Annotated in this window: 25 protein-coding genes; 13 read left to right on the top strand and 12 right to left on the bottom strand. The window is 60.9% G+C overall.

Annotated features, from left to right (window positions below; translation table 11 throughout):
• The 13 genes from DWV00_RS10875 (at position 1) to DWV00_RS10810 (ending at position 11,599) form a co-directional block, all read left to right on the top strand.
• Entirely contained in the window at positions 1-2,580 is a 2,580-nt protein-coding gene (locus tag DWV00_RS10875) for a type IV secretory system conjugative DNA transfer family protein (protein WP_115533584.1), read from the top strand.
• Between the two features lie 59 nt (positions 2,581-2,639).
• The gene (locus DWV00_RS10870) at positions 2,640-3,119 is read left to right on the top strand and encodes a D-Ala-D-Ala carboxypeptidase family metallohydrolase (RefSeq protein WP_181885428.1); all 480 of its coding nucleotides are present in this window, start codon (positions 2,640-2,642) and stop codon (positions 3,117-3,119) included.
• Positions 3,120-3,304: 185 nt separating this feature from the next.
• A complete protein-coding gene (locus tag DWV00_RS10865; protein ID WP_115533582.1) occupies positions 3,305-3,823 on the top strand; it encodes a hypothetical protein in 519 nt (172 codons plus the stop codon).
• Positions 3,824-3,834: 11 nt separating this feature from the next.
• Positions 3,835-4,443: a hypothetical protein gene (locus DWV00_RS10860; RefSeq protein ID WP_147297874.1), complete on the top strand. Its 609-nt coding sequence runs from the start codon at positions 3,835-3,837 to the stop codon at positions 4,441-4,443.
• Between the two features lie 221 nt (positions 4,444-4,664).
• Positions 4,665-5,432: a hypothetical protein gene (locus tag DWV00_RS10855; protein ID WP_115533580.1), complete on the top strand. Its 768-nt coding sequence runs from the start codon at positions 4,665-4,667 to the stop codon at positions 5,430-5,432.
• A 7-nt stretch (positions 5,433-5,439) separates the two neighbouring features.
• Positions 5,440-6,195, top strand: coding sequence for a bactofilin family protein (locus tag DWV00_RS10850; protein WP_181885427.1), 756 nt, complete (start codon positions 5,440-5,442; stop codon positions 6,193-6,195).
• Positions 6,192-6,452: a hypothetical protein gene (locus DWV00_RS10845; protein WP_147297873.1), complete on the top strand. Its 261-nt coding sequence runs from the start codon at positions 6,192-6,194 to the stop codon at positions 6,450-6,452. Before DWV00_RS10850 ends, DWV00_RS10845 begins: the two co-directional genes overlap by 4 nt.
• A 339-nt stretch (positions 6,453-6,791) precedes the next feature.
• Positions 6,792-7,016 carry a hypothetical protein gene (locus DWV00_RS10835; protein WP_115533576.1) on the top strand — a complete coding sequence of 75 codons (225 nt, stop codon included), beginning with the start codon at positions 6,792-6,794 and terminating at the stop codon, positions 7,014-7,016.
• A 41-nt stretch (positions 7,017-7,057) separates the two neighbouring features.
• Entirely contained in the window at positions 7,058-7,555 is a 498-nt protein-coding gene (locus DWV00_RS10830) for a hypothetical protein (RefSeq protein ID WP_115533575.1), read from the top strand.
• Positions 7,552-8,763: a conjugal transfer protein TraW gene (traW, locus tag DWV00_RS10825; RefSeq protein WP_115533574.1), complete on the top strand. Its 1,212-nt coding sequence runs from the start codon at positions 7,552-7,554 to the stop codon at positions 8,761-8,763. The genes DWV00_RS10830 and traW overlap by 4 nt, the downstream gene beginning before the upstream one ends.
• Positions 8,764-8,765: 2 nt before the next feature.
• A complete protein-coding gene (locus DWV00_RS10820; protein ID WP_115533573.1) occupies positions 8,766-9,299 on the top strand; it encodes a hypothetical protein in 534 nt (177 codons plus the stop codon).
• Between the two features lie 47 nt (positions 9,300-9,346).
• Entirely contained in the window at positions 9,347-10,468 is a 1,122-nt protein-coding gene (locus tag DWV00_RS10815; protein ID WP_115533572.1) for a WD40 repeat domain-containing protein, read from the top strand.
• 39 nt (positions 10,469-10,507) lie between these two features.
• Positions 10,508-11,599, top strand: a complete 1,092-nt coding sequence (locus DWV00_RS10810; protein ID WP_147297872.1) for an alpha/beta hydrolase family protein — start codon at positions 10,508-10,510, stop codon at positions 11,597-11,599.
• Between the two features lie 156 nt (positions 11,600-11,755).
• Here DWV00_RS10810 and icmT read toward each other — a convergent pair whose 3' ends face one another.
• The 12 genes from icmT to DWV00_RS10750 all read right to left on the bottom strand — a co-directional run bounded on the left by icmT (position 11,756) and on the right by DWV00_RS10750 (position 25,071).
• On the bottom strand, positions 11,756-12,025 hold the full coding sequence (gene icmT, locus DWV00_RS10805; protein WP_115533570.1) for an IcmT/TraK family protein: 270 nt from the start codon (positions 12,023-12,025) through the stop codon (positions 11,756-11,758).
• A complete protein-coding gene (locus tag DWV00_RS10800; protein ID WP_115533569.1) occupies positions 12,022-13,137 on the bottom strand; it encodes a type IV pilus twitching motility protein PilT in 1,116 nt (371 codons plus the stop codon). Before DWV00_RS10800 ends, icmT begins: the two co-directional genes overlap by 4 nt.
• A 115-nt stretch (positions 13,138-13,252) precedes the next feature.
• On the bottom strand, positions 13,253-13,708 hold the full coding sequence (locus tag DWV00_RS10795) for a lytic transglycosylase domain-containing protein (RefSeq protein WP_181885425.1): 456 nt from the start codon (positions 13,706-13,708) through the stop codon (positions 13,253-13,255).
• A complete protein-coding gene (locus DWV00_RS10790) occupies positions 13,708-15,393 on the bottom strand; it encodes a sensor domain-containing protein (protein ID WP_181885424.1) in 1,686 nt (561 codons plus the stop codon). Before DWV00_RS10790 ends, DWV00_RS10795 begins: the two co-directional genes overlap by 1 nt.
• 11 nt (positions 15,394-15,404) lie before the next feature.
• Entirely contained in the window at positions 15,405-17,087 is a 1,683-nt protein-coding gene (locus tag DWV00_RS10785) for a glycine-rich domain-containing protein (protein ID WP_147297871.1), read from the bottom strand.
• A gap of 82 nt (positions 17,088-17,169) precedes the next feature.
• On the bottom strand, positions 17,170-18,057 hold the full coding sequence (locus DWV00_RS10780; RefSeq protein ID WP_115533565.1) for an ATPase, T2SS/T4P/T4SS family: 888 nt from the start codon (positions 18,055-18,057) through the stop codon (positions 17,170-17,172).
• Positions 18,058-18,063: 6 nt separating this feature from the next.
• Positions 18,064-18,678 (bottom strand): type 4 pilus major pilin, encoded by a 615-nt coding sequence (locus tag DWV00_RS10775; RefSeq protein ID WP_181885422.1) that lies wholly within the window; start codon positions 18,676-18,678, stop codon positions 18,064-18,066.
• A 16-nt stretch (positions 18,679-18,694) separates the two neighbouring features.
• A complete protein-coding gene (locus tag DWV00_RS10770; protein ID WP_115533563.1) occupies positions 18,695-19,759 on the bottom strand; it encodes a type II secretion system F family protein in 1,065 nt (354 codons plus the stop codon).
• The gene (locus tag DWV00_RS10765; RefSeq protein ID WP_115533562.1) at positions 19,756-21,435 is read right to left on the bottom strand and encodes a GspE/PulE family protein; all 1,680 of its coding nucleotides are present in this window, start codon (positions 21,433-21,435) and stop codon (positions 19,756-19,758) included. Before DWV00_RS10765 ends, DWV00_RS10770 begins: the two co-directional genes overlap by 4 nt.
• A 15-nt stretch (positions 21,436-21,450) precedes the next feature.
• Positions 21,451-22,008 (bottom strand): hypothetical protein, encoded by a 558-nt coding sequence (locus DWV00_RS10760; RefSeq protein WP_115533561.1) that lies wholly within the window; start codon positions 22,006-22,008, stop codon positions 21,451-21,453.
• Positions 21,995-23,287 (bottom strand): type 4b pilus protein PilO2, encoded by a 1,293-nt coding sequence (pilO2, locus tag DWV00_RS10755; protein ID WP_115533560.1) that lies wholly within the window; start codon positions 23,285-23,287, stop codon positions 21,995-21,997. Before pilO2 ends, DWV00_RS10760 begins: the two co-directional genes overlap by 14 nt.
• A complete protein-coding gene (locus DWV00_RS10750; RefSeq protein ID WP_115533559.1) occupies positions 23,287-25,071 on the bottom strand; it encodes a hypothetical protein in 1,785 nt (594 codons plus the stop codon). The genes pilO2 and DWV00_RS10750 overlap by 1 nt, the downstream gene beginning before the upstream one ends.
• Positions 25,072-25,073: the final 2 nt, after the last annotated feature.

Raw genomic sequence — 25,073 nt, 5'->3', positions numbered from 1 at the left:
ATGGCGCAGCGATACGGCCCTTCGCGCTGGCAGGAAATCGATCAGCAGCGGATCACACTGGATCCGCGCACGCTGTCCGAACGCTTTGCCGGGTGGCTGCTCGAACCGCGCAACTATGCAAGGTTCCAGATCGGCATGGCGGTGGCCGCCTGCGCGCTTGCCGTCGTCTGGCTGCCGATCACGATTGCGATGCTGCTGACCCACCTTTGGTTTGCGATGCAACGGCAGACGTTGCCGATGCGTTACCCGAAGGATCTCGGCGGCATCGACCCGACGCTCGACGTCGAAAAACCGAATCCGAACGGCAAGGGCGAGCTGGTCGAACGTCGCTCGGCCGACGGCATTCTCTATCTCGGCAACCAACGATCGAGCGATCGCGACGAGCACCTGAAGGAGCTTTGGGCGACGAACGACGACGCGCGCACGCACATGCTGCTGATGGGCACCACCGGCTCGGGCAAGACGGTGACGTTGCTGTCGCTCTGTTTCAACGCGCTGGCTTGGGGTTCGGGTTTCTTCTACTCCGACGGCAAGGCCGATTCGAGCCTGCATGCATCGGTGTGGGGGCTGTGCAGGCGAGTTGGGCGGGAGGACGACTACCTCGTGCTCAATTTCATGACCGGCGGCGCGGACCCCTACGGCAAGCGGCGTTCGACGGAAAAGACGTCGAACGGCACGAATCCCTGGTACGAGGGCAGCCCCGACTTCTTGTCGCAACTCTCGTCTTCTCTGTTGCCGAAGGCGACGGGAGACGGGGCGCAATGGCAGCAGAAGGCCGTCAACATGATGGACGCGCTGATTCGTACGCTCTGCTACGAGCGCGCCGTGGGCAATTTGACGCTGTCGATCGGCGTCATCCGCGAATATCTCGCGCTGCCCAATCTCGTCAAGCTATACCTCAAGGGAAAGCGGGGCGAGATTCCCGAGTTCGCGTTCCTGCCGATCAAGGCTTATCTGGAGACGGGCTTGCCTGGTTTTCGTGCCGAGTACGCCGAAAAGCCCGAGAAATGGGATCAAACGGTTTGGGATCAGCACGGCTATCTGACAGGACAGTACGCGCGCACGCTGTCGATGCTCACGGATACTTACGGTTCTGTCTTCAAAGATAAGTACTCCGAAGTAGACATGATGGACGTGCTGCTCAATCGCCGTGTCTTGGTCGTCATGATCCCGACCCTCGAGAAGTCGGCGCAGGAAGCGGCGAACCTCGGCAAGCTCGTCGTGTCGAGTATCCGGCTCATGATGGCGATGAACCTCGGTCACAAGCTGGAAGGAACGTACGCGGAGGTCATCGATACGAAAGCGACGCGTTCCCCTGCGCCCTACATCATCACGATGGACGAGCTCGGCTACTACTTTGCCGAAGGGATCGCACTGATGTTCGCGCAGGCGCGCAGTCTCGGCTTCATGATGATCGCGGCGGGGCAGGATATTGCCGCCATGGCTAAGGGGGATAACAAGGAGGAAGTCGATTCGATGATCGCCAACACGAAGATCAAGTATTCGCTGGCGCTCGAGGATCCGGACAAGACGCTCGATGTGTTCAAGAAGGTGGCCGGCGAATCGATTTCGGTCGAAGTTGGCTCCTTCGAAGGGGCGACGAGCCACTTCACGTCTGCGCATTACCGGCGCAATCTGACGGGCTCGATTCAGCGGCGCGACCGCATCGATCTGCAGGAACTCAAGGCGCTGAAAGAGATGGAAGGCGTGCTCATCTTCAAAGATCAAGTCACGCGAGCGCGCAGCTTCACATGGTTTCATTCGGTCGAAAAGACGAAGCTGCCGTTTCGTCTCAATCGATTCCTGCAGGTCGATCGTCCGCGGCTCGGCGATTTGCCGGTGCGCAAGCGGGCGAGCAATCGAGCGCCGGGGAAAGCGAGTTCGGCGGCCCGGATCGAGGAGATGTTGCGCACGGGTCGAGCGCCCGCCTATCCGCGAACCGTGGATCCGATCGTCGATGCCGTTCGTGAAACATACCGTAACATTCAAGCGAATGGGAGCGGCGCATCGTCGAGCGAACGCGGCATCGCCTACTACGTCGCGGCCGTCGAGGCGATGAAGGCCAGCCGTGTCGATGACCGCGGCCGGTTCTGGCGTATCGCCGGCGAATCGAGCGATCCGCCTACTTCGAAGCCTGCCGCTCCAATGCAAGCGCCGACGGCCGTCGATGATGGCGAAGTGCGCGCGGATGCACGTCGCCGCGCAGAAGCAAGCGTTGCCGCGCAGGCTCCATTGCAGGAGACGGTGCATGAGGCGGCACATGCAGCGGCGCACGCGAGCGGGCCGGCTCCGGCTCGCAACGCGCTCTATCAGAATCCGCCGCTGTGCGAGAAGGCCGGGAAGGACACAACGGAAACCGCGACGATCGGCTTTACCGACGAAACCCTCGATCGGCTCACGGAGGTCGAGGTAGCGCTCGGACGGCACGACCCGAGCGCTTCGGCGCGGACGATCGAAGCGCAAGTGTCGGCCCAGCTCACCTGGTCGAAGCCGCCGGTCGCAGTGGCGGAGCGCGAACTGCATGAACTGCTGGCCCGTATCGAGGCAATGGCGGGCACCGGGAAACGAGGTCAATCGTGATACTAGGACGACGTGCGTTTTGCAAATCGTTTGCGGCGGCCGTGGGGATGGCGCCGTTCATGACCCCGGCCCGTGCCGCCGTGGAGGCGGCCGGCGCCCCGCCCACGCTGCTGTGGGTGCGCCGCGGATCGGACGAAGCGACGATCGACTACTCGACCGACGAAGGCTTCCGTGCAATCGCCTGGATGTTGCGAGACGTTCGCGCGGGGATCGTCGGCGTGCCGGCTTGGCGTCTTCTGCAACAATGGTCGTGGATGCAGGCATGGCTTGCCGCCTACGGACGGCACGTCCGGTTCGACATTCACTCGGGCTTGCGCACGAAAGGGACGAACACCTATTACGAAGGCGCCTTGGCCTCCTATCATCTGCCCGACGAGAAGCTCGTCTTTCGCGCTGGCGACTTCAGCACGCCGTCGATTTCGAGCGAGTACATGGGGCGTCTGGCCTATCTGTCTCAGCAAGGCGGGGTCGGCTTCTATATGCGCGACTTCATCCATACCGACGTACGGGGGCATGCGGTTGCGTGGCGGTCCCGATGAGGCACGCCCACCCGCGTGAAGACGTTTTGTTCATAGGAATATGGCCGATCTGTCCGTGCCGATCATGTTCAACTCAACGGCGCGGATGCGTATAATGTGGCGGATACATAATCGAACAGGGAGCGCCGCATGATTTGCAGTAGTGCAAGATCAGGGTTCGAATGCGTTTTCACGATGCTTGCGCCATGACGCAAAAAAACAGTGCAGCGACACCGATCCTCGCACTCGACCTCGAAAAATTTCGTGTGAAATACGGCCTCTCGATCAGTTCGGCGTGCGAAATCTTCGGTCTGCAGCGAGCCAAATGGACTGCGCTTCAGAAAAATCCGTCGACGGTGCTGGCCGACAACACCGTTTGCATTTTGTTGGATTTCTATGAGCGCAATCCGTCGACGATTCCGATCCGGCGCGTCATCAACATCCGGCAACACATGGTCGATCTCGGCTACGACCCGGACAATCCGACGGACAAGGCGCTGTTCGCGACCACGCATGGGCGGGAGAAGGCAGCCTCATATCGATGGGACGGCGGGCAGGGCGGCATCAGCAAGCCGGTCGAGCGGCTCATCGAGGCCACCGATCGATTGCCGACGGAATCCGGCAAAAAGAAGCGCCAGGTGCTCGAAACGATCGCACGCGATGTCGCGGCGAGGCAGGGCATACGCGATCCGCTGGCACGAGGCTCGTGGCGCAAGGATGACTAGACGAGGAGCGAATGATAAAGGCTAAGCGTCCAGGCATCGACGTTAGCGTGGTGGTGTTCCATAAGCCGGGCAATTTACCGGCGACGCTGAACGTCTCTGAGATCACAGTCCCGCTGGCTCGGCGCATATCGGGCTACATGACGGGCCTCTCCGGGCATCAGCGGATGGAGAGCATGATGTACGCGCGGCAATATGCCGATTCGAAGCGGCTCGAGATGATCGTCGTCGATCTGCTCGTCGGTTTCGAGTTGCCGCTCTATCCTAAGGTGCTGCCTCCCGAACTCGTCAAGGATCATGACGTGCTCAACCTCTTCCGGGCCTCGAAAGAGTTGATTGCATGGATTGCCGAGTATTGGCAGCAATGGGTCGTCGACGACGAAGGGCAGCGTGCCAAGACGCGCTATGAATGGACGAAGCCCGCGGATTTCGTTGCGCGCCGGCCCGACTTGCTGCCGCGTCTGCTCGAACTCGAGCCGTTCCGCCACATCCATCTCGTCACGCACCCCGTCATCACGGGCTACCACGACAAGCCCCTGACTGCGACGTCGTTCCGCGTAGGGTATCCGATGATCGAACGCGCTTCCGCGCGCTTTCATCCCGACATCGAAATCGTCGTTTAGCTCGCTCGCCCGTCCCACAAGCGCCCCGGCATCGTACCGATGCACGGGGCCACTCGTGCGTCGAGTGTGCCGGCGACGCGGCCGGGACCGCGAGCGTCTCGCACGGGCGCCAACATCCGCTTGCTTTCATATTTTTCATTGCGTATGATGCATTCGATACGAAATTAGATTCGACGTGCGATATGCGCCCCTTTGGCGCGACAAGAGAGGTCGAGGCACGAATGGAAAACACACTGCAAAACGCAGGGGCGGTCGATAGCGGAAGACGCGAGACGAACGCCGTCGAGTTGACCGCGGCCGGGCGATTGCTGATCGCAGCGGCGATTGCCGCCGCGGGATTCGGCGGCTGGCGCGCCTATCAGCATTACGGCGCTTTTGAGGCGCCGATGGCGGTAATGCATCCGACCGTTGTGCGTTCGGCATCCGTTCCTCGCGCGCGTGCTGCGAATGCCGCCGCCGGCGCAGGCACGTCGAGTACCGCCAGCGACGCTGGTATTGGCAGCACGGCGAGCGACTCGGCCGTATCGAAGCTTGCACAGGTGACGGACTTGCTGCAGCAAGAGCGCGCGCAGCGCAGTACCCAAGCGGCAGCTTGGCGATCGGTCGCCGATACGAGCCGGCAGCAAATCGCCGCGCTGTCGTCTCAATTGCAAGCGGTTGAATCGAAGATCGACGCCTTGGAAAAGGCGGCCAGCGCATCGCGGGCGTCGCATGAAGTGGTTGCCGACGTGGCGGCGAGCGCTAGGGCGGTTCGTCCCGCGCTCGATGCGGCCAAGAGCACCGCGCAGGTCGACGTCGCCTCGCTGCCCGTCGAGACCATCTCGGCGCAATCGCTGAACCTGACGGGCCTCGGTAACGGCGTCATCCAGATCGGCAATCAAAAGCTCGCCGTCGGCCAGGCGCTTGCACCGGGCGAAACCATCGTTGCCGTCGACCCGGTCAGCCGCTCGATCGTCACGAATCGACGCATTCTCAATGTTACGAACTGAGGTCCCGATGAACGAACCCGGCTTTCTTGTGCGCGTAGCGCTCGGTATCGGCTTGGCGAAGCGTACCGTACCGGCAGCCCGTATGCAGTCCGTGAATGACGCGACGGCCGATGCGCCCGCACCCGCGCAAGGCAAACGTCCTCAGCCGGTCCCGGCATCTCAAGCGCAGCAACCCGTGCAATCCGCGCAGCCGGCGATGCGTTCTCAATCCATGGGAATCTCGCCCCGAACCGAGCACGGTGCGGCGCCGCGGCCCGCGCAAACGGCTACCGGCGCGGCTCCGAGGCCGCAGCAGTCGTTGTCCGATGGCTTGCCGACTCGCGCCAAAGCCACCGATATCGGCACCGTGATGCCCGCGGCCGCGCAATTGACGGGCGATCTCGAGATCGAAGAGAGCATCGTCCTGCAGTGCGTCGTACGAGGCAACGTCACCCAAACGGGCGATCATCAGGTGGTGCTCAGCGCGACGGGCGGCATTCACGGCGTGCTTCGGGCGCATACCGCTGTGATCGGCGGCACGGTCGAAGGGGATATCTTCGCCGATCGCGTCGTGCTGCTCGAAACGGGCGTCGTTCACGGCAACATCGAGTATTCGACTATCGCCATCAAGGAAGGCGCAACGGTCAACGGCGTGTTGATTCGGGTCGTACCGAATGTGATTGGCGGCGGCGACGACAGCACGCAGGTCGAACCGCCGCGCGCGGAAATCTCCGGCCTGCGCGCGGTGGGATCCGCTGCCGATACCCGTGAGCGTGCCGCTTGACCATGCAATCTCGCTTCACCTTGAAATATTGGAGCGCGCTCGCGGTTTGGAGCGTGCTTTGCGCAGTCCTGTCGCAGTGGCATTTTCCTCACGTGCTGTTCATTTGCGAGCACGTCGAGGCGTTTTATCGCGGCGCGGTCGACGACGCGACGTTGACGCGCGTCATGCGCACGCTCGTGGCCATCGTCTGGACCGTCGGCGCCGCGGGATTGACGGTTTGTTGGCAGGTATTCGGTCTGGCGCGCTGCGCTTCTTAGAGATGAAACGTTTGCGCCTCGGATACGGGGAAATTTTTTTCGTAGTCCTAATCGTCTTGACTGTTGCCGCGCGCATCGTTGACGCATGGCCGGCTTCCTCACGCGAAATCGACGCCGTGAGAACACTGGCGGCGTCGAACGGCGCGGCTCGCTCGTTCGTGACGGCGAGCCTGTCGGCGGAGGGTAGCCCGAGCAGAAGAGAGGTTAGACGATGGCGGGTGCGGGTCTTGGCGATCGACGCCGCCGCAACGCGCTCGGGATGGAACGCATCCGGGCAGGCGACGCGTAGCGCCGAGCAGGGCGCGGAGATCGGCGCGGAACACAAATAGAGGCTTACACATGGCATTGGACGACAACATCGACGCGGTTCGGGATCTGCAAGATTCCGGCAACCACGCGGCTCGCTTGTTGGGGTACCTGAACATCGGGGTGCTGCCGAGCCGAGAAAACATCGCGCAGGCGCAGCAGTGGCTTAACCGAGCTACTGACAAGTTGGAACCCGTGCTGAAGGAAGCGGAGGCCGATCGTGCCTCGCAGCGCTTCCAACCGGGGCCGAGGGGCTAGTGCGCGTTTCGCGCGGGATTCGATTTACGGAGGAATGCTTCATGGGCATGCGCAAGATCGGTGGCCTTCTGTCGATCGCGGCGATCGTCGCGACGGTAGCCGAGCCGGTGATGGCTCAGTGCTCGATGCAAAGCCAGATGCAGGCCGCGCAGCAGGCGGAGCAGCAAAGACGATTGCTGGCCATCCAGGCGAACATGGCGACGCTCGCGCTGCTGAACAAGCTCCAAACGGCATGTATGCAGGGATTTCAAATGATTCCGACCGAGAACCTGCCGGATGGTTCGATCGTTTTCAGTGTGCTCACCAGCATCGAGCAGTCGGCCTGCAAGGGACTTGCGGATCAAGTGCGCAATACTGCGCAATCGGGCATGGCCGCGGCTCAGGCCGCGGCTCAACAGCAGATCGACAACATTGCCGCTAGCGTCAGCAAGGCGGCCGGAGGCGGCGGCTTGCTCGCTCCGGCGCAGTCGACCTCGTCCTCCAGTAGTAGCGGATGGGGATCGGCCGTTGCGAACGCCATGTCGAGGATCTTCCAATGAGAAAGAAAATCGCGGCGCCGGCTGCGCTGTGCCTTGCGCTCGGGCTTTCCGCGAGCACGAATGCGTATGCGATATGCGACGGATGCGTAGTTGCCGCGGTGACCGCGGCGAACGTGGCGATCACCGGCGCCATCGGTTCGCTCGGATCCGCATTGGAATTGCAATTGCGTTCCATCGATAGCGACATCGAGGCGAGCGGCGGCAAAAATTCCGCGGCTAGTGCGATGGGCGCGAGCACGCAGGGCGAAATGACGGCTCAAGCAGCGCAACAGCAAGAAACCGATTCGATGCTTCAACAGACGGAGCTGCCGCTCGATCCTTGTGCGACATCGGGTAGCGAATACGCGATGGAGGCCATGCACAGCGTCAATACCACGGCGTCCAGCTTTCGACCGGGAGGCGGTGCGACTGTCAACAGTTCGGCATTGCATCAAGCGCTGAACGGCGCAACGCCTTCGATTGAAGCCTCGCGCCGCGCGTCTACCGCAATTCACGAGGACTACTACTGCGATTCGAACGAAACGATGCTGGGATACCCGGGATGCAAGTCTACGTCGATGCCGGACGGCGATGCGAGCGCCGATTCGCTCTATAGCGGCGCGGGGATGCCGGGCAAGGATGCCGATTTGACGTTCAGCCCCCAGCAGATCGACGCGGCCCGCGCATACGAGCGGATGTCCATCGATCCCGAGCCGCCGCAATACATCACGAAGGCCGAGGCGAATACCGAGGTCGGCAAGCTCTACATTGCCATGCAGAAGGCGTACATGGCGAACATGACGTCGGCCGAGAACACGCTCAATAACGTTATTGCGTCGCGTGTGCCGTTTCCTGGCAGCAATAAATTGATCGGCGACATCAACGCATCTTCCGACTCGGCGCAACAGTATTTCAACGCCAATGCGTCGCCCGGTGCTAAAACATCGGGGACGATGAGCCTCGCGGAGCTCGAGGATTTCGAAGCTGGACGCCGTTGGCGCAATCCGTATTGGCAGATCGAAATGGGTGCGGTGGCCGATCCGACCAAGCTCGCGCGCGAGCAGCTCTACACCACTGCGTTCATGGCCGATATGATTTATCAGAGTTACAAGCGATCGCAGCATATCGAGGTGCTGCTGAGTCAGATTCTGGGCGTGATGGAGCGTACCGGCGAGCGGCCGATGCTCGAAGCGCAACTTCGGCGCGTGCAGGCTACGAATGCGAGGTGAATATGGAAGGCAAGCGATCGGGCGAATGCTTGGGCCGGCATTCCCCCGTTGAGCTCATCGACAAACTGACTCTGGAGGACCGGGGGCAGGCGCTGAAAACGCTTTACGTCATCAACGGCGTGATTGTGTACAGCGGGCTCGTTCGACGCTTGTTTTGGGAACAGCGTTCACTCGTTGCGGAATCGTTCATCGAAGGCGCTACCCTGACGTTCAATGAGCGCGACGGCAGTCTCTTGCACTATCGGATCGCGGACGTGATGCGCATTACGCGGGCACCGCGATACGCCGCATGGCTCGAGCAAGTGGATTTGCTCGCACAGGCTCAATGGAATGAGTACGACTACACGAGGAAATCCGGCGCCCATACGCCCGGCGATTCGTGGATCGAGCAGTATCTCGACGGGTTGTCGCCCTTCGAGGCTTGGGAAATAGAAATGCGGGCCGCGTTGATATGGGACGATGCACCGGATTTAGTCCTGGGTGCCGTTAATGCGGCCCGTTGCAGTCGCATGTCGCCGAGCGGCGTTATGCGATAAACTCGCGCGATTTCCACCCATTCAAGATTACAAGACCGGGGGCCGATGTGAAGTTGCGTGAAATTGGGATGTTGCTGGCGATGACGGGGGTATTGTGCATGACGAACGCGACCGCAGCAGAAGCCGGAGGTCCGCCGACGCCGAAGCTCGAGCGGACGATTTCGTTGGGGCACGCGCCGTTGCTGGGCCTGGGGGCGTTAGCGGGGAAATTTGCGCCGATCGTCAAGAAGATGAGCTTTAGTCCGGATGGGCGCTATCTCGGGCTTGTGGAGACGACTAGTGAGAGCGCTACCGATATTGTTGTCTGGGACATAGCTGCTAATAAAGAGCAAGCGCGGATTCATTGCGACTTTAACTACGCGGACCTACCTTGGGAGAAACTGCTTTGGCTGCAAGGCGGGAAAGTCGTTACGTTCGGTGACGGGGCGCAGTGGGACGCGATGTCAGGAAAAGCACTTCCTGATAATCCGGCAAGGGGACGAATGGCTCGGTTGAACAAGGATGGCACGAAGATGCTGGGCATCTCTGGAACCATCGGCGATCCTTCCACGATCTTCGTTTATGACACCAGAACCTGGGTGGAGCACAAGATCGATGTTGATGGGCTGTACGTGGGCGCTGCGGCCTGGACTGCCGACGATAAGATCATTGCCCTTGTGAGTGAAACTGCCGATTCACGGGGAAAGGTGGCGAACGGACATGACGTCAAACCATACGACACTGCAATTCGACTGATCGATCCGTCGGGAAAGACATCTACGCGCGATGTTTGGTTTGCGGGGGAACGGACGGGTAATCCACAAATTCCGTTGCGAGACGCGTTTTCTGTTGAATCCGACATGGAGCCGAACTTTGCAAAGAATGAGGTTTTTCTCGACTCTGGGCGTGTGATTGACGGCACAACGCTTGCCGTTCGTCCGTACGCCCTTGAAGAGACGGCGGGGATCGCTATCAGCCCGGACGGGCGATGGTTATTTGCGAAGGGGATGACATCTGTCGACCCGACGCTCAAGCCTGTGTTGAACACGATTGTAGACACCGCATCGGGAAGAGCGATATCGCAGTTTTCCGGCGGCATGGAGCATTTAGGCGGTATAGCTGCTAGTCCGAATGGTCAGTGGCTGGCAATTGGCGATGAGAATTCTGTATTTTTATTTAATCTAAAATAAACGACCGATAAGCTGTATTATAAATGGGGATCTGCGCCGATGAGTCAGTCAACACCCTCTGCGACGGTTATGGATATGTTGACGGCCGACGTTGCCGCTTACTGCGATCCTGATGGCCCGAAACTAGGTAGTCAATGGACGCCGGTCCCGCGCGAAGGGTTTGCGGAACAGTCTTTTATAAAGACTATGGATCAAGCCGGCTATCTCGGGCAGATCTATGTCAATGTAAATACGGGCGAAGTAATCATCGCGAACCGAGGTACGCAAAACCTGGCTAACGTCAAGACCGATGGGGGCGTCGCTTTAGGCATGGTGGCGAACGTGCAGCCGATTGCTGACGAATTTGCGAGGGAAGGGCTGCGAGCGGCTAAGAAGGTGTTGGCGAATGCTGGCGTCAAAATGAGCGCGTTATACACCACCGGGCATTCGCTGGGCGGTGCGGAAGCCGAGGGGCAGGCGCAGATGCTTAGCGCGCAAAATGGCGTTCATGCACTCTTGCCCGCCGACGTACACATCACCAACTTCTCCATCGATGCACCCGGCATCAGCGACCGCGCGCACCAGGGTGATAAAAGCCGGTACACGAGCTATAACCTCTCGGCCCAGGGCGATGTCGTTCACAAGGCAGGCGGCGATCAGTTGGAGGGCACCGTTCAAGTACCACTGCCGATCGGCCCTCGGATCGCTCAAACGGAAGGGATGATGCTGGCCGGTGCCGCTACCGCCATCGAACTTCCCTTTGTCGGTCTGCCGATGATCGCATACGGTGCGGATAAAGCGTTGGAGGCGCACCGGAGCACCTTGATTCTCGACCAGGTGACCGGCACCGTGCTTGCGGGCATCAAGCTGACTGAACTTGGCACGTCGAGCGCCGCTATCCTGGCGGCATTCAAAACCAAGCCCACAACGCCAGAGCCAGTCACCGCGCAAGTGCAAACCGATACTAAAGCGGCGAACGATACGCACGCGGCACCGGTCAGCAGCGATCACCCCAACATCTGGGGACTCGACCCGAAGGGAAACATCGATCCTGCTGCATTGAAAGGCGATTCGAATGTCGTCTATGCCGAGCAGTGGCTCGATGTGAATGGGTACCGGTCGAAGGCTCGTCCGCAATATCGGAACGCTTAGCACCGGCCCCAGCGGAGATGTCCAATATTTACATCATATGGTCGCGGCGACATCAGATTGTTCTTTGAGTAGTCGCGATGCCGGATTGTTATTTGAACTGGATTCGCTGCCCTAGCCGATCCGCAATGTTTTTGATGCGAAGCATCTCGCCATTTCTCAGTCGTAAAATCGCCGGTGATGCCACCACGCGCGTCCGTGGACGACCGAGCCGCGCAACCTGTGGCGGATCGCACGCATCAGGACAGGCAACGTATAGCCTTTTCGCTCCATCAGATAGAAGGCGACGATCGCCAGCCCCGCGACGCTGAACGTCCAGGCGCGCGGATAGTACAAGGCGATCAAAATGGGAAAGTAGCCGCGGGCATCGATGCCCATGATGCGCGGCGTCAGCGATGCATCGCGCCATATCGATCTGCGCACTTTCATTCGTTGGATTCCCCCGCGTAACGTCGGAACGATTTCTCGTCGATGAGGCCCGCATCGAGCAGAGCGTGCAACCCCGTCGTCATGTCTTGCTTCTGCTCGGCAACGACCTTGCGCAGGAACGCGCCCCACTGCGTGTAAGGCATGTCGCTCATCTGGCGTTTCGTGTTGCTGTCGAAATAGAGGTACTCGCGCACCGCGCGGCGATTGCCGTCGAGCGTCGGTACGAGAATCTGCACGACGATGAGACGCAGCGATCCGAGAATCTTCGAGGCGATCGCCGAATGCTCGCCGGCGGGGAACACCTGGATCGCGCGGCTGATCGTTTCGGAAACGCTTTCGGTGTGCATCGTTCCATACGCGCCGTGCCCGGTCAGCGCCGCCTCCACGAGCGCACCGATCGTTTCGGCATCGCGTGCTTCGCCGATGCCGATCAACGTCGGCTTGCAGCGCATGGCATTGCGAATGCCGCGCGCAAAACTCGGAATGTGCCGGCCGATCTGCATCTGGCGAATCTTCGGCCCCTTGTTCTTGACCTTCGTGAACAGAAATTCGATCGGGTCCTCGTACAGCAGGATCTTGGTGTCGCCGTTGCCTTCCGACACGTCCGCATAGAACGAGGACATCAACGTCGTCTTCCCCGAGCCGGTCGGGCCGCAAATGAGCACGAGCCCGCGCGGCTGAAACAAGTTCTCGCGAATGCCGGCCGGTATGTCGAGCGCGTCGAGCGGCGGTGGGATTTCGGGAATCGTCCGCATCGTGATCGACAATCCGTCTTCGGCATCGCCGATTTGGGCGCCCGCGATATTGACCCGGTAGCGGCTCGTGTCGCGCTCGATGACGAATCGATAGGGTCGATCCGCGTCGTTACCGCTCTTGATGACACCGATCAACTCGCTGCCGAACGAAACGGCGAGCAGGGTTTTGATCTCGCCATCCTTGATCGTGCGCTCGGTCAAGGGGATCTGACGGCCTTTGATCTCGCCCCAGACGACATCGCCTGTTTGGAACACGATGTCCGAGGCGCCGACTTCGGTGCAGTAGGCGAGAAAGGCCTGCAGCTCGTGGGCGCCAAAGTTGGCTTCGAGCTTGAACGGCTCCGGCACAGTCATCATTGCCAGGCCTCCAGGTGCTTGGATGTGGATAGTTTCATACGAAATAATGACTAGAACTAGGCGATAAAAAGAGAAGGGCGTGTCCGGATGACGTAATCGACAAGTGCAAGCGCAATTAGTAGCCGAATAGCGCTGCCTTTACGACGCCGCTGACGTAGCCGTTCTTGAGCCCCCGGCTGTAGTTGCCGGTGTTGTAGGCGGACAGCGCCGCGAGTAGTGCGGCCTGATCGCTCGGAAGCGTCCTGGCAGCTTGCACGTAATTTCGCGTCAACACCGTGCCGCCCGCATAGACGTTCGTGCAAGGATCGAACACGCGCTCGACGGTCAGGCCGAGGCTCGACATCGTCTTCGAATTGATTTGCATCAGGCCCATATCGATGTTCGCGCCGCTTGCGATCAATCGCTTGGATTCCGCAACGGCCTCCTCGTACGAGCTGGCCTTCCGATAGCGCTGACTGCCGTTCACGTTAATCGCCCAAGGATTGCCGCGCGACTCCTGGTGGATCACCGCGAGCATCGTGTTTGCCGAGACGAACGGAGCGCACGCCATGACCAGCGTGATCAAATCCATCACCGGCCCCGTTGTGTCGCCGCAAAGCGATTCTGGGCCATGTCCGTGAGCCGGCAGAAGTCCGTTAGGTCCTGCGCCGGAATGGCTCCCGAAAGCAGGTAGCCTTGCCAGGAGTCGCATCCCAGTTCATGGAGCTGTGCTAGCTGCTCGTCGGTTTCGACGCCTTCGGCAAGCGTCGTCAAGTTGAATTCGCGCGCAATCGCGATGATCGCCCTCACGATACGTCCGTCGAACTCGCCGGCTGTCGAGCCGATGAACGAACGGTCGATCTTGAGCGTATCCACCGGGAAAGTCTTCAAGTAGTTCAGCGACGACCAACCCGTGCCGAAATCATCCAGTGCCACGCGTACGCCGAGTTCGCGTAGTGAGCCCAAAATTCGCACGGCTTTCTCCGTGTCCGTCACGAGAAAGCTCTCGGTGAGCTCAAGCTCGAGCAGCTCCGGTGGAAAGCGGTTTTCCTCCAAAACGGCCTTCACGCGATCGGCCAGCGAATCGCCGAACTGCCGCCCCGACAAATTCACCGCGACGCGAAGGTCGAGGCCCATGTCCTGCCATCGGCGGCCCTGGCGCACCGCTTCGCAAAGCACCCAATCTCCAATGGGCGCGATGAGATTCGTTTCCTCCGCCACTCGAATGAAGGACGACGGCGGGATGACGCCTCGCGTCGGGTGAACCCACCGAATGAGCGCTTCGGCCCCTACGATGCGCCCGGAATGCACGCAGAACTGCGGCTGGTAGTGCAGAACGAAATGTCCGTCGCGCAGCGCGTCTCGCAACTCGGCTTCCGCCGTTGCGCGCGCTTTCGCTTTCTCGTTCATCTTTGCATCGTAGAAGCGGAGGGTATTGCGGCCTTCTCCCTTGCTCGTGTACATCGCCATATCGGCGTTCTGCAGCAGCTCGTCGACGGTTTGCCCGTCACTCGGCCACACCGCTACGCCGACACTCGCGCTGATTTGAAATACGTTCTCACCAACCACGATCGGCTGTGAGCACGCATCGAGAATCCGCTCCGCGACGATTGCCGTATCTTCCGTGCAGCGTAGATTGCACAACAGAACGACGAACTCGTCGCCTCCGAGCCTGGCGACCGTATCGGTATCGCGTAGGCATCCGCGCACGCGCTGTGCGGCTTCCACGAGTACTGCGTCTCCCGCCGCGTGACCGAACGTATCGTTGATTTTCTTGAAACGATCGAGGTCGACGAATAGCACGCCGAGCAGTTCCTGTTTCAAGCGACGAGCCAATCGAATCGCCTGCTCCATTCGGTCGCGCAGCAGTTCTCGGTTCGGCAGACCGGTCAACGGATCGAACTGTGCGACCTGCCAACGCTCGTCGACCGCATTCCCGTCGTCACGCAACGGGCGGATGAAAAACGCTGTGCCTTCGGCTACGTTCGAGCGTACGATGAGTGCCTTGACTTTCGACTCGGGCTGCGCCGCTTCCTCCTTTGCAGGCTTGCCGAGCGCATCGAAGAAGACTTCCGCTGCTTCGTCGCCGGAAGCGAGAAACACATCGAACTTTTCGCGCTCTTCATCGTTCGACAGGAGATCGTGCATGCAACATTGATCGAGCTGAGTCCGCGAGAAAAGCCGTTGCGCCGCGTCATTGGCATAAGTGATTGCCTCTTGCCCGGTTTTGACGAACAGCAGGGCGGTAGGCAGCTTTGAAAGAATTTGCCGGTACATGCTGGGCCTCGTCAATAGAGAAGGTCGATCATGACAACGCCGTCGCGCCCTGGGCCCGCGGTCACACATGTGCCCATCTCGGTGGGGCTTACATAGCAACCGAAAATTGACATCCCTCCTCCGGAACCGTAGCCGAACGGAGTCAACGCACCCGGGATGTAGCCGCTGGCAAGCGTCGCGCTGCCATAGGAGGAGTAGCCCTCCGCGCCCTGGTTACCGATGTTGCCGCCAGTGCACCCGCCGGGCGAATTTGGATATGTATAGGGGCCGGATGCTTGACGACTGCTCCACGGCTCGGGAAACTTCGGAAAGCCGGACGTAGCCACTGCGGCGCCCATGGGTTGCCCGGAGCCTAAGGGCCCCGGAACGGGCGGCCCGTTGTAGTTATCGATGCCACCGAAAGTCGCTCCGCTGCCACCGTCGCACTCCAGCAAAACGCCATTGTTGCCCTCGGTTGTATCTGGAGCAATGAGCATACTCGCGGTGCCCGGGTATCCCGCCGTGCCATCGTCGTTCGAGGGGGCCGCGAACACGTAGTAAGGGTAGCTCGAAACGGTCACTGGCTGCTGGGTCTGCGTGGGTCCGGCGCCTGCAGCCCCTTTCCCAACGACAATGGTCATAGTCTCGCCCGCTACTAGATTTACCGGATAGGAAAAAACAAATCCCCCTGAATGGCCCGCTATGTACTGTCCGGCGAACCGCCAACCGACTCCCGAACCGCCGCCGCCTGCCATTGTGACCATCGCGCTCTTCACGCCAGCCGGGACCGTCCAGCTGCAAGGCGTCGGACACGTTGCCGATGTATAGGTGATCCGAGTCGCGCTCGGCATGTCGGTCGCTTTGCCCCAGACCGTGCCATTGCACGAGAGCAGCTTCCCCTCACTATTTGCAGCGATCAATCCAAGCTGGGAGCACGAATTTCCTTCAACGGCAAGGCCCGTCACATCGAGCGTGCCCGTGACCGTGTTGTTGGCGTTGACGGTCCCGGCATGGTCGATGTTGTGTTCCACGCCGGCGTCGTCCTGCATGTTGATGTCACCGGTCATAGGCAGGGTGCCGTCGCGGCGAGCGAACGCCATGAAACCCGAGGCGTCGTAGCCGTTGCTGATCGAGATTAGGCCGGCCGTGCCGCCCGGGTTGGTTCCGGTTTGCGTTCCGTTCTGCGTGACGAAGATGTTCGGGTTGCCGCCGAATGATGTCGGCATGGAAACGCCGGCATTGCCTGGGCTGGCCGTGTTAGCTGCAATGGTCGAGCGGCGAATGTCGACGGCATTGGTGCTCGGATCGGTCAGCGGAGTCGTGGTCGTAATCTGAAACGGCAAATTGCACGTCGGAATCGTGCATCCGCTGGACGTGTCGACTGCGATTTGAATCGTGAAGCCGACGGATTGCCCGTTGTACACAACCGGGTTCACATCCTTGCTCGCCAAAAAGCCGAGCCCGTTCAAGTCGGTTGTCGTCGGCGTCAACAAGCGCGCCGCGGGTAGCGTATAGCCGTTGCGCGTGACGCTCTGGCCTTCTTGAATCTCCGCGAAGTAGGTCGTCGTGTAGGTCTTCGTCGCGTCGTTGATCGCGCCGAGCATTGTCCCGACGAGCCGTGCCCTGTCGTCCCGGCTTTGATTCACCGTGGTCCGCCAATACTGCTGCCCCACGTACGCCAATACGATGGTAAGCAGCGTCACGAAGATGGCCATTTGCCAAAGCAAGAACCCGCCTTGCTTTTGCTTGAACGACGAATGCACGACTCGTTTTTCTGGTTTCATGATCCCGTTTTCTCTACAGGTTCTTTAATTGCATGCTTTCGACTTCCTGCGTCAGCGCGGCGAATTCGCCTTGCTTGATGTGCGCGATGACCTTGTTCTCGCGAGCCAGTGCCGACGCAACCAGCTTTCCCTCGAGGTCGAAACGCTGATGAACGGCAAGCTGCAGACTGGCGGCGATCAGGTCGTTCGCGTTTTCCTCGCCCGCGGCCCGCGCCAAAGCCGACAAGCGTTGCAGGCCGGCGGGGATCGTCTTGGAGTGCATCGTCACGAGTACGAGATGCCCGTCCACCGCCACGCGAAGCAACTGCGCGGCTGTTGCGCTGTCGCGCACTTCCCCGTAGCCCAGCATCGACGAATCCTTCGCCGGAAAGCAGCGCAGTGCGGCATGAATCGCGTTCTCGTAGCCGCCGACTTCATCGGCGTCGATCTGCTCGCAGTAGCCGACGCCGTGCTCGCCTTCCAGCAGATCCTCCGGCGGATCTTCGATGGTCAGGCAGTACCCGCCGTGCAGACGAAGCCGGGCCGCGATGGTGGCCGAAAACGTCGTCGTCTTCCCGGCCCCGGTGAGCCCGCAGATGACGACCAATCCGCCGGCCTCGCGCATCTTCGAACCGAGCAGCAGCGCCTTGATCCATTGCGGCAGCCCCAGCGCGTCGATATCGGGGCAGGCGTCGCGCATGCGGCGAAGGGCGTAGCGCCCTTCGCGCATGCGCTGAATGCGCCAGCGGCTTGCATCGGCCAACTTCACCTTCTTTCGGCTCGGATTCCCGGTAATGGCAGCGACCAGCTGCTCCATCAAAGGTTGATGCTCCGGCCCGGCGGGCCTTTGGCCGGGAAACACGATCGGCCTGCCGTGACCGTCGATTGAAAGGTGGACGTCGGTAATGAGCGGCATCGTCATCGGTGATCACGCCCGTCCGAAAGTGAACACGATCGTATTGGTCGTAGCCGAGCTGCACTGCGTACCCACTGTCGTCAAGTCGACGTTATTGGGCCCGTTTTTTACCGCGGTGCCGTCGATCGTTGCGGTCAGGTACAGATCGTTCGTGAAATTGGTCCCGATCTTCACGCACTCCTTCGTCGGGATATTGTTCAGCGTCACTTGGCCCTGTGCGTTGGACGCAGCAGGAACGAATACGATCGTTCCCCACTGAGTGTCCAAATTGCCGTCGGGAGTGCCATTCGACATCTCCACGAAGCTGTCGTCGAGCCAGCCGTTTTGCGCCACCTGTGCGGTGGTTAGATTGGCAAACGAGGTTTGGTTTTGATACGCCGTCTGAATCGAAGGGATTGCCTCGTTGAACGCGTCGATGATCTTGCCCGCGCGAATGCTGGCTAGGACGCGTGGCACCACCACCATGGCCGCCGCTGCAATCAGCGCGATGATGCCGAGCACGATCGCGAGCTCGGTCAGCGAGAAGCCGTTTTGCCGGCTTCGCCTCGCACGCTTCGATCTCCCGGGGATTTTGCGGGCCGTGAGTTCGGCGCCGCCTGCGCCTACTGATTGAAACTTCATCGTCATCGAATGTTCTCCTGAGTTAGCGAATGGATTGGACATAGGTTTCCATCGCATCGTTGAATTCAAAGCTTCCCAACACGATCACGCACAGCACCATCGCAACGATGCCCATCGCCAGGAAGCCGCCGAGGATGGCGCGGCGCTCCGCCGCCTCGACGGCTTTGTCGCCGTGATCGAATGCAATCATGCGCAGCGCCTTGAAAAAATTGGTTCGTTCGGAGTAGTCCTCGATGCGATCCATCACGCGATACGAGAACAACCCCGTGTCCAATGCGCGTGCCGGGCTGTCGGGCGTCAGCGCGAGGCGCTTGAGCATCAGCGTGATGTGCCACCCGAGCCACGGGCTCGCGAACTGCCGCATCCGCTCCAGCGCTTCTTTCATACCGTGGTTGTTCGACTGCAGAAGAATGGCGAGTGAGACGAGAAAGTTGTTCGCCTCGTTTTCTCTGTATGAACTCCATGGCAGAAGGGGAATCTGATCGATCTTCGTGCGAATACGGCCTCGCCAATTCGGCCGGCTCCAAAGTACGAACCAGACTGTGCAGATCAACCCGAAACCGAATAGCGCCCCATGCCGAACGATGGCGTTCGAGATGTCGTATAGCTGGCGACTTACGATCGGCCACCGCGCAAGCGGAAGCGATTGCAGGTTCTGCGGAGCGATCACGAGCGCATACGCGATAAAAAAGCCGATGATCGAAACGAAGGCCATCCCCGGCGAAATCAGCGACATGAAGTAGGTCGACTTGATCTTGCCCGTGAGCCGGATCGCGCGCCCGAGGTAGACCATCGCTTCGTCCAGGCGGCCGTCTTCCTCGGCCGCCGTCAATACCATGACTTCATAGGCGGGCACGGTGTGCTGGAGTGCGTGCCCGAACGACATCCGTCGCATCTTCCTGAGCCAATGCTCATAGAGCGGGGCCCAGCCGGTTCTGCGCCGGCGCGAGCGGGCGGCCATCTTTCGCAGGCGTTCGTTGCTCGCGGCTCCGTCGCGCAGGGCCGAGGCGAAGTCCTCGTAGAACTCCTGACGGTTCGAATCGAAGGTGTTGAAAAGAAGCCGGCTCAGCTTGAACGCGAGGTTCATATCGCAACCTCCACGAGTTCGTAGGTCTCGAACGGCTCGAATTCCTGCTCGACGTCGCGCGGATCGATGCGCCCGCAGGCGATCTTGTACAGGGCATGCTCGAAGGCGGTTTTCCCCGTCATGTCCGAATCGGCGAAGTCGGTGCGCCGGCTGCCGCGCCAGTACAGCTCGGCTTTTTCGTCGAAGCCCTCGGCAATGTGCTGCCGAATCACCTTGTCGGGCACCACGATCTCCGCAACCACCGTGGAGCCGACGATGCCTCGCTGGTGGCAGTGCGGACAGCCCGTCTCGTCGGTGCAATAGATCGTGTCGAGGCGCAACCCGAATTTGCGTTCGAGCAGGTGCTGTTTGTCCTTCGGCAGAACGTCACGCGCGGGCTTTTTGCAGTGATCGCAAAGCACGGGCAACAGACGCTGAAACATCAGCGCCGCGATGAACTGCCTGTCGGCGAGCACGTGCCGGTCCAGGCCCAGGCGATACAGGCGCAGGGCGGCGCCGATCGCGGAAGCCGTGTGCAGCGTCGTATAGATCTTGTGGCCAGTCAGCACGAAGTCGGCCAGCATTTGCGCGGTGGTCTTGTCTCGTGTTTCGCCGACCATCACGTCGTTGGGGTCGCCGCGCAGGATGTCCCGCAGCACGCCGATGGCATCGGTGTCGCTGCCGTCGTCTTCGTCGTGATCGCTGCGTTGGCGGGAAATCTGGCTGACGCCGAAGATCTTGTATTCGACGGGGTCCTCGACCGAATAGCGCTTTTTCAACAGCCGCTTCGGGTCGAACTCCATCATGGTCTTCAGCGTCGTCGATTTTCCGGAGCCGGTCGGGCCCGTAATCGCGATCAAGCCGATCGAGCGGCCGACGGCCAATTCGAGTTGCTTGACTTGCGATGTCTCGTAGCCTCTCTCCGCGAATGTCGGGGTACGCTGGCCGGGCGTTTCCACCGGCAGCACACGAATGACCACGTCCCATCCGTCGACGACGCGGATGAACTTGTAGCGAAGCTTATAGCTGGTCCCGCTGACCGTGGTCCGAATCATGCAGCTCAGCGATTTCGCTTCCAATGCGAACGACCCCTGGCTTCGCGAACGGCCTTCGGCCATTTCCGTGAACAGAAAGCCGGCGATCTGCTCGCACGTCACGACGTCGAAGCCGCGATACTGATAGAGGCGGCTGTGGATACGGAACAGCACCATTCCGCTGCGCTCGCGGCAGCAGATATGAATGTCGGTCGTTTTCTCGGTGATGGCGTCGCGGATCATTTCCTCCACGAGCGGGCGAACGTCGCTTGCCTTGTTGTCGGCGCCGTCCTTGGAAATGGCGTTGTTGACGTCCAGGATCAAGGCCACGTCCGCCAGGCGCTCTTGCGCGAGCTTGTAGCCGGCGCTCAGCACCCGGCGCCGCAACTCCAGATGCAGCCGCTGGCCGACCGAGCTTTCCGACACCAGGATGACGGCCTCCCGGCCGCCGAGATCCACTGCCGCCACGGCCGACAGATCGTTGCCGGTGATGCCGTGCGTCTTCGTCATCGGCGCCCGGAAGGCCGGCAAATCGTCACGTGTCTTGACGCGCCCGGATTGGCGCATGTGTCCAACGAGCTTCGCGACCTGCCGCCTCGCATCATCGGCGGGCGAGGCTGCTCCCTCATGACCGTTCAGAAAGCCAAAGCCCTTGTTGAACATGTTCGCTCCCTCGAGTCAGCGCACGGCTGCCGGCGCCGCCATCGGCCGCGGCACGATCGGCATGGATCGCATGGATGGCATCGCCGGCGACGACGTCGCGACCTCGCTGCCTCCGCTGCCTTGCCAATCGAGCATCACGGACTTGCGCTGGATGACCCGGTTGCCGCTCATGCGAACCAAGACGATTGCGTACGGTTGGATGCTTTCGAGCTTCCAGCCGTCGATCTTCGAGATATACGGTTCCTGCATCGAGACGGGTATGCTGCGGCCCTTGTAGTTGACCTCCGCCACTTCCTTGCCGACCAACCCCCAGATCGCTTCGACGGTCGGTTCCTTGTCGTTCACGTCCTGCTTCACGCCGGGCAAGGGCGTCGCGGCGGTAGGCGCGGGCGCGCCGGTCGCCTGGGCCTGATTAGCGCGAATCTTCGCGTCCATTTCCGATTCGATCAGCTGCTGTTGCTTCGCGAGCAGCTGGCCGAACGTATCCATGGAGGTGTCGGTCGGCGCCGCATCGCCGGCGCGTGCGAGCGTCGGCAGGAGCAGCATCAAGACAGCAACGTCACGGATTCGCATACGCTTCCCCTTTCAGGTCAAAAGTCATTTTTTCGTCGAGCTTGAACGACACGCTGCGCACGCCCGCATCGGCTGGCAGGCGTAGCGCCAGGTCCTTGAGCAGCACGGCGGAGCCCGTGGCGCTAAAGCCGGTTCTCAAGGGCACCCAGCTGTCGTCGACGTTCGTCGCTTTCGCCACTACCCTGTCCCAGCCGCCTTGAAGCGTGACCGTCAAGCCCAGAGGCCTCGCGATCTGGGCGAGATTGCCCAGGTCCAGCTGCACTTTGTCGCGCTGCGTGAGCGCGTGCGCGACGCGCGGCGCGATCGAGGGGAGATGCACAGGCACGCTTTGCACGACTCGCTGAATGTCTCCGTCGAGCGAGGGCGCCGGCCAGTCGGCAGGCTTGGCCTTGAGGTAGCCGTTCCAGGTGGCGAATGCCTGCGATTTGTAGGTCAACGTGCAGTCGGGTCCTTCGCACTCGATTGCCGATAGCCGCCATCCCGAGATCAGCGCGGGCACGTCGCGCAATGCGTCCACGTACGCCGGCACCACGATCCGGGCCGGAGCGGCGGCGTTGATGGCCGCGCCCACCCGGCTCGCCAGTTCTTTCTTGCGCTTCGCCAGCTGGCGCCGGTGCAACAGCGCCGCGTGTCTGCGCGCCGCGTCGTCGGCTTGGTCCTGGTAGTACGCATAGCCGCCAGCCAACGAAGCCAACAATGCGACGGCTACGATTCCGGCAACAGGAATCGTCGAGTGCCGCGCGAACGTCGCCTTGGAGAAGTTTCGTTTCTTGATCGAATGCCCGAGAATCTCGAGCGAGAAGGGTCGAATATCGAGGCCGTAGGGCAGCGTTTCGAACAGTTCCGGTTTGTCGGTATAGATCGGCGCCTTGCTGGGATCGGGCAGCGACGTCAGGAAGTCGCGCACCTGACCCATCAAATCGATCGCATCGGCGACGCGATCCATCCTGTTCACGGGCATGCCGTCGGACACCGCGAACACCCATAAGCGTCCCTCGCCCAAATCGACCAGGGTGAGATAGGTGTCCTCCGAAATTGCCGCTCGAACCAATGCGGCGGCGGCCGCGGGGCGCTTCTTGACCTCGCCCTTGGAGACGAACGCAACGTACTCGCCGTCTTTCCCCTTCACGCTCCAGATGTATTGCCACGCCGCATTGACGCCCCGGCCGAGCTGCTTGACTTCCGTGCTCTTGCCGTCCAGGCCAGGCAACTCCAGCCAGTCCAGGCCGGCGACCGCCTGGCCGAATCCCGGAATCGGAACGGGGATCGCGGCGGACATCAGTTCACCCCTTCGATGATCTGAGGCGTGAGCAGCACCAGCACCGCATGGCGCGTCGTGGACGTGGAAATCCCGCCGCCCAGGAGCGGCGTGAGCGTTCCGTCGAGCGACTTGTCCGTCGACTGCTGCTGCAAGTCGTCGAGGCCCGCCAGCACGGCAGTCTCGCCGTTTACGACGCTCGCATAGATCTGATACTGATTCGCCGTGGATTGGGGGTATTGCAACGTGATGCCGTTGGCGCTGAACGTGGTTGTGTCGCCGCGCAGCGAGGCGTCCATCGAGAACTGCACGATCACCGAGCCGTTCGGTTGAATCGACGCGCGCATATTCAAAAACGTGCCCGTCGTGAGTTCGCCCGGCTCGACGCCGGGCACAGACGTGGTCGAATTCGCCGTGGTGACGGCTGCCGTCGATTGCGCCGGATAAATGAAGTTTTCGGTGTTGGCGATCGACAGCGGGCGATTGTTCAGCATCGTGTACGTCTCATCCTTGCGGATGTTGACCTTTCCGACGCTCGCCAGAGCCTGTAGAAAGGTTTGCGCCGACGAGCCGTTGGAGCCGTTGCGGATGACGCCCAATTGGCCGAACCCGGTGGAGCCGCCGGGCAGGCCGGCCGGCGAAAAGAAATTCACATTCCATCGCTTCGCGGCCTGATTGATCACCCACGACCAATCGACGCCCATGTCGTTGTTCGTCGTCGCGGTCAGGTCCACGATTTGCATCCGCATCCGCACCTGACGCCCGACTGACTTGTTCTCGGCTTCGACCAAGTCCCGAATCTGGTCTTGAACCTCGCGCGTGTCGGTCACGGTGATGACGCCCGACGACGAAATCGAATATTTGCCGATCCCGTTCGGCGTCAGCGCGGCTTCGATGGAGGCTTTCAGATCCTTCACCACGTCGACGGACGCGCTCAATTTCGACGAGACGTCGGACGACGACGACGCGCTGCCGGCCTGCGTTGTGATGCTGCCGGTTCCGCCGCTGCTACCGCCGCCTCCTCCTCCGCCGCCTGACGAGTCTCCCGTCGACGCGGTCTTCGCAATGGTGGCGGTGACGTCGTTGGTGTCCGTGATGGATGCGATTTGATAAGTGCGCGTGACGAGGCGCGAAATCAGAATCGCACCGTCCTTGTAGTCCCAACCGACCCCGAACTTGTCCGAGATTTGGTCAAGCAACTCGCTCAACGTGCCGCCGAACGGGGTGGTTTGGTCGATGATGAACGACCTTGCGGGAGCCATGGACTGATAGCTGCCCATCATCGACATGCTCGGCGCGTATTGGCCGATGGGCCCGGACTGCAGAGGCATCGCTACACCCGCCGGCAGCCGCACGCCGTTTGCCGCGGCTAGACCGCCGGCCCCGGATTGCATCATGCCGCCCATCATCGTGCCCATGCGCTGCGCCGAGAACATCTCGATCGGAATCAATGCATCGGCGCTGACCCGCACCGGCATTCCCACGATTTTGCTGATGCGATCGGCGATGACGGTGAGCGTCGGCTGCCCCGGAAACGCAAAACGGATCGGCTGGCTGAAGACGGCAGGCAGTTCGGCATCGCGCGACACCTTGACGGTCTTTTCCCCGAGCCAAACGCCGTTGATCTCTCTCACGACGGCCGCTTTCTGCTGATCGTCCTGACGCAGCTGCGTCATGCGATCGCCCACGGCTTGATTGCCTTGGGTGTAGTCGCTTCGGATCTGGTTGCGCTCCATGACGGTCCCGCAACCGGCGAGCAACGCGATCATCGCAAGTACAAGGCTTCGTTTCACATTCGACGTCATTC

The sequence above is a fragment of the Trinickia dinghuensis genome (assembly GCF_003367175.1).
Classification (GTDB): Bacteria; Pseudomonadota; Gammaproteobacteria; order Burkholderiales; family Burkholderiaceae; genus Trinickia; species Trinickia dinghuensis.
This window is presented reverse-complemented; position numbering and strand designations above follow the sequence as displayed.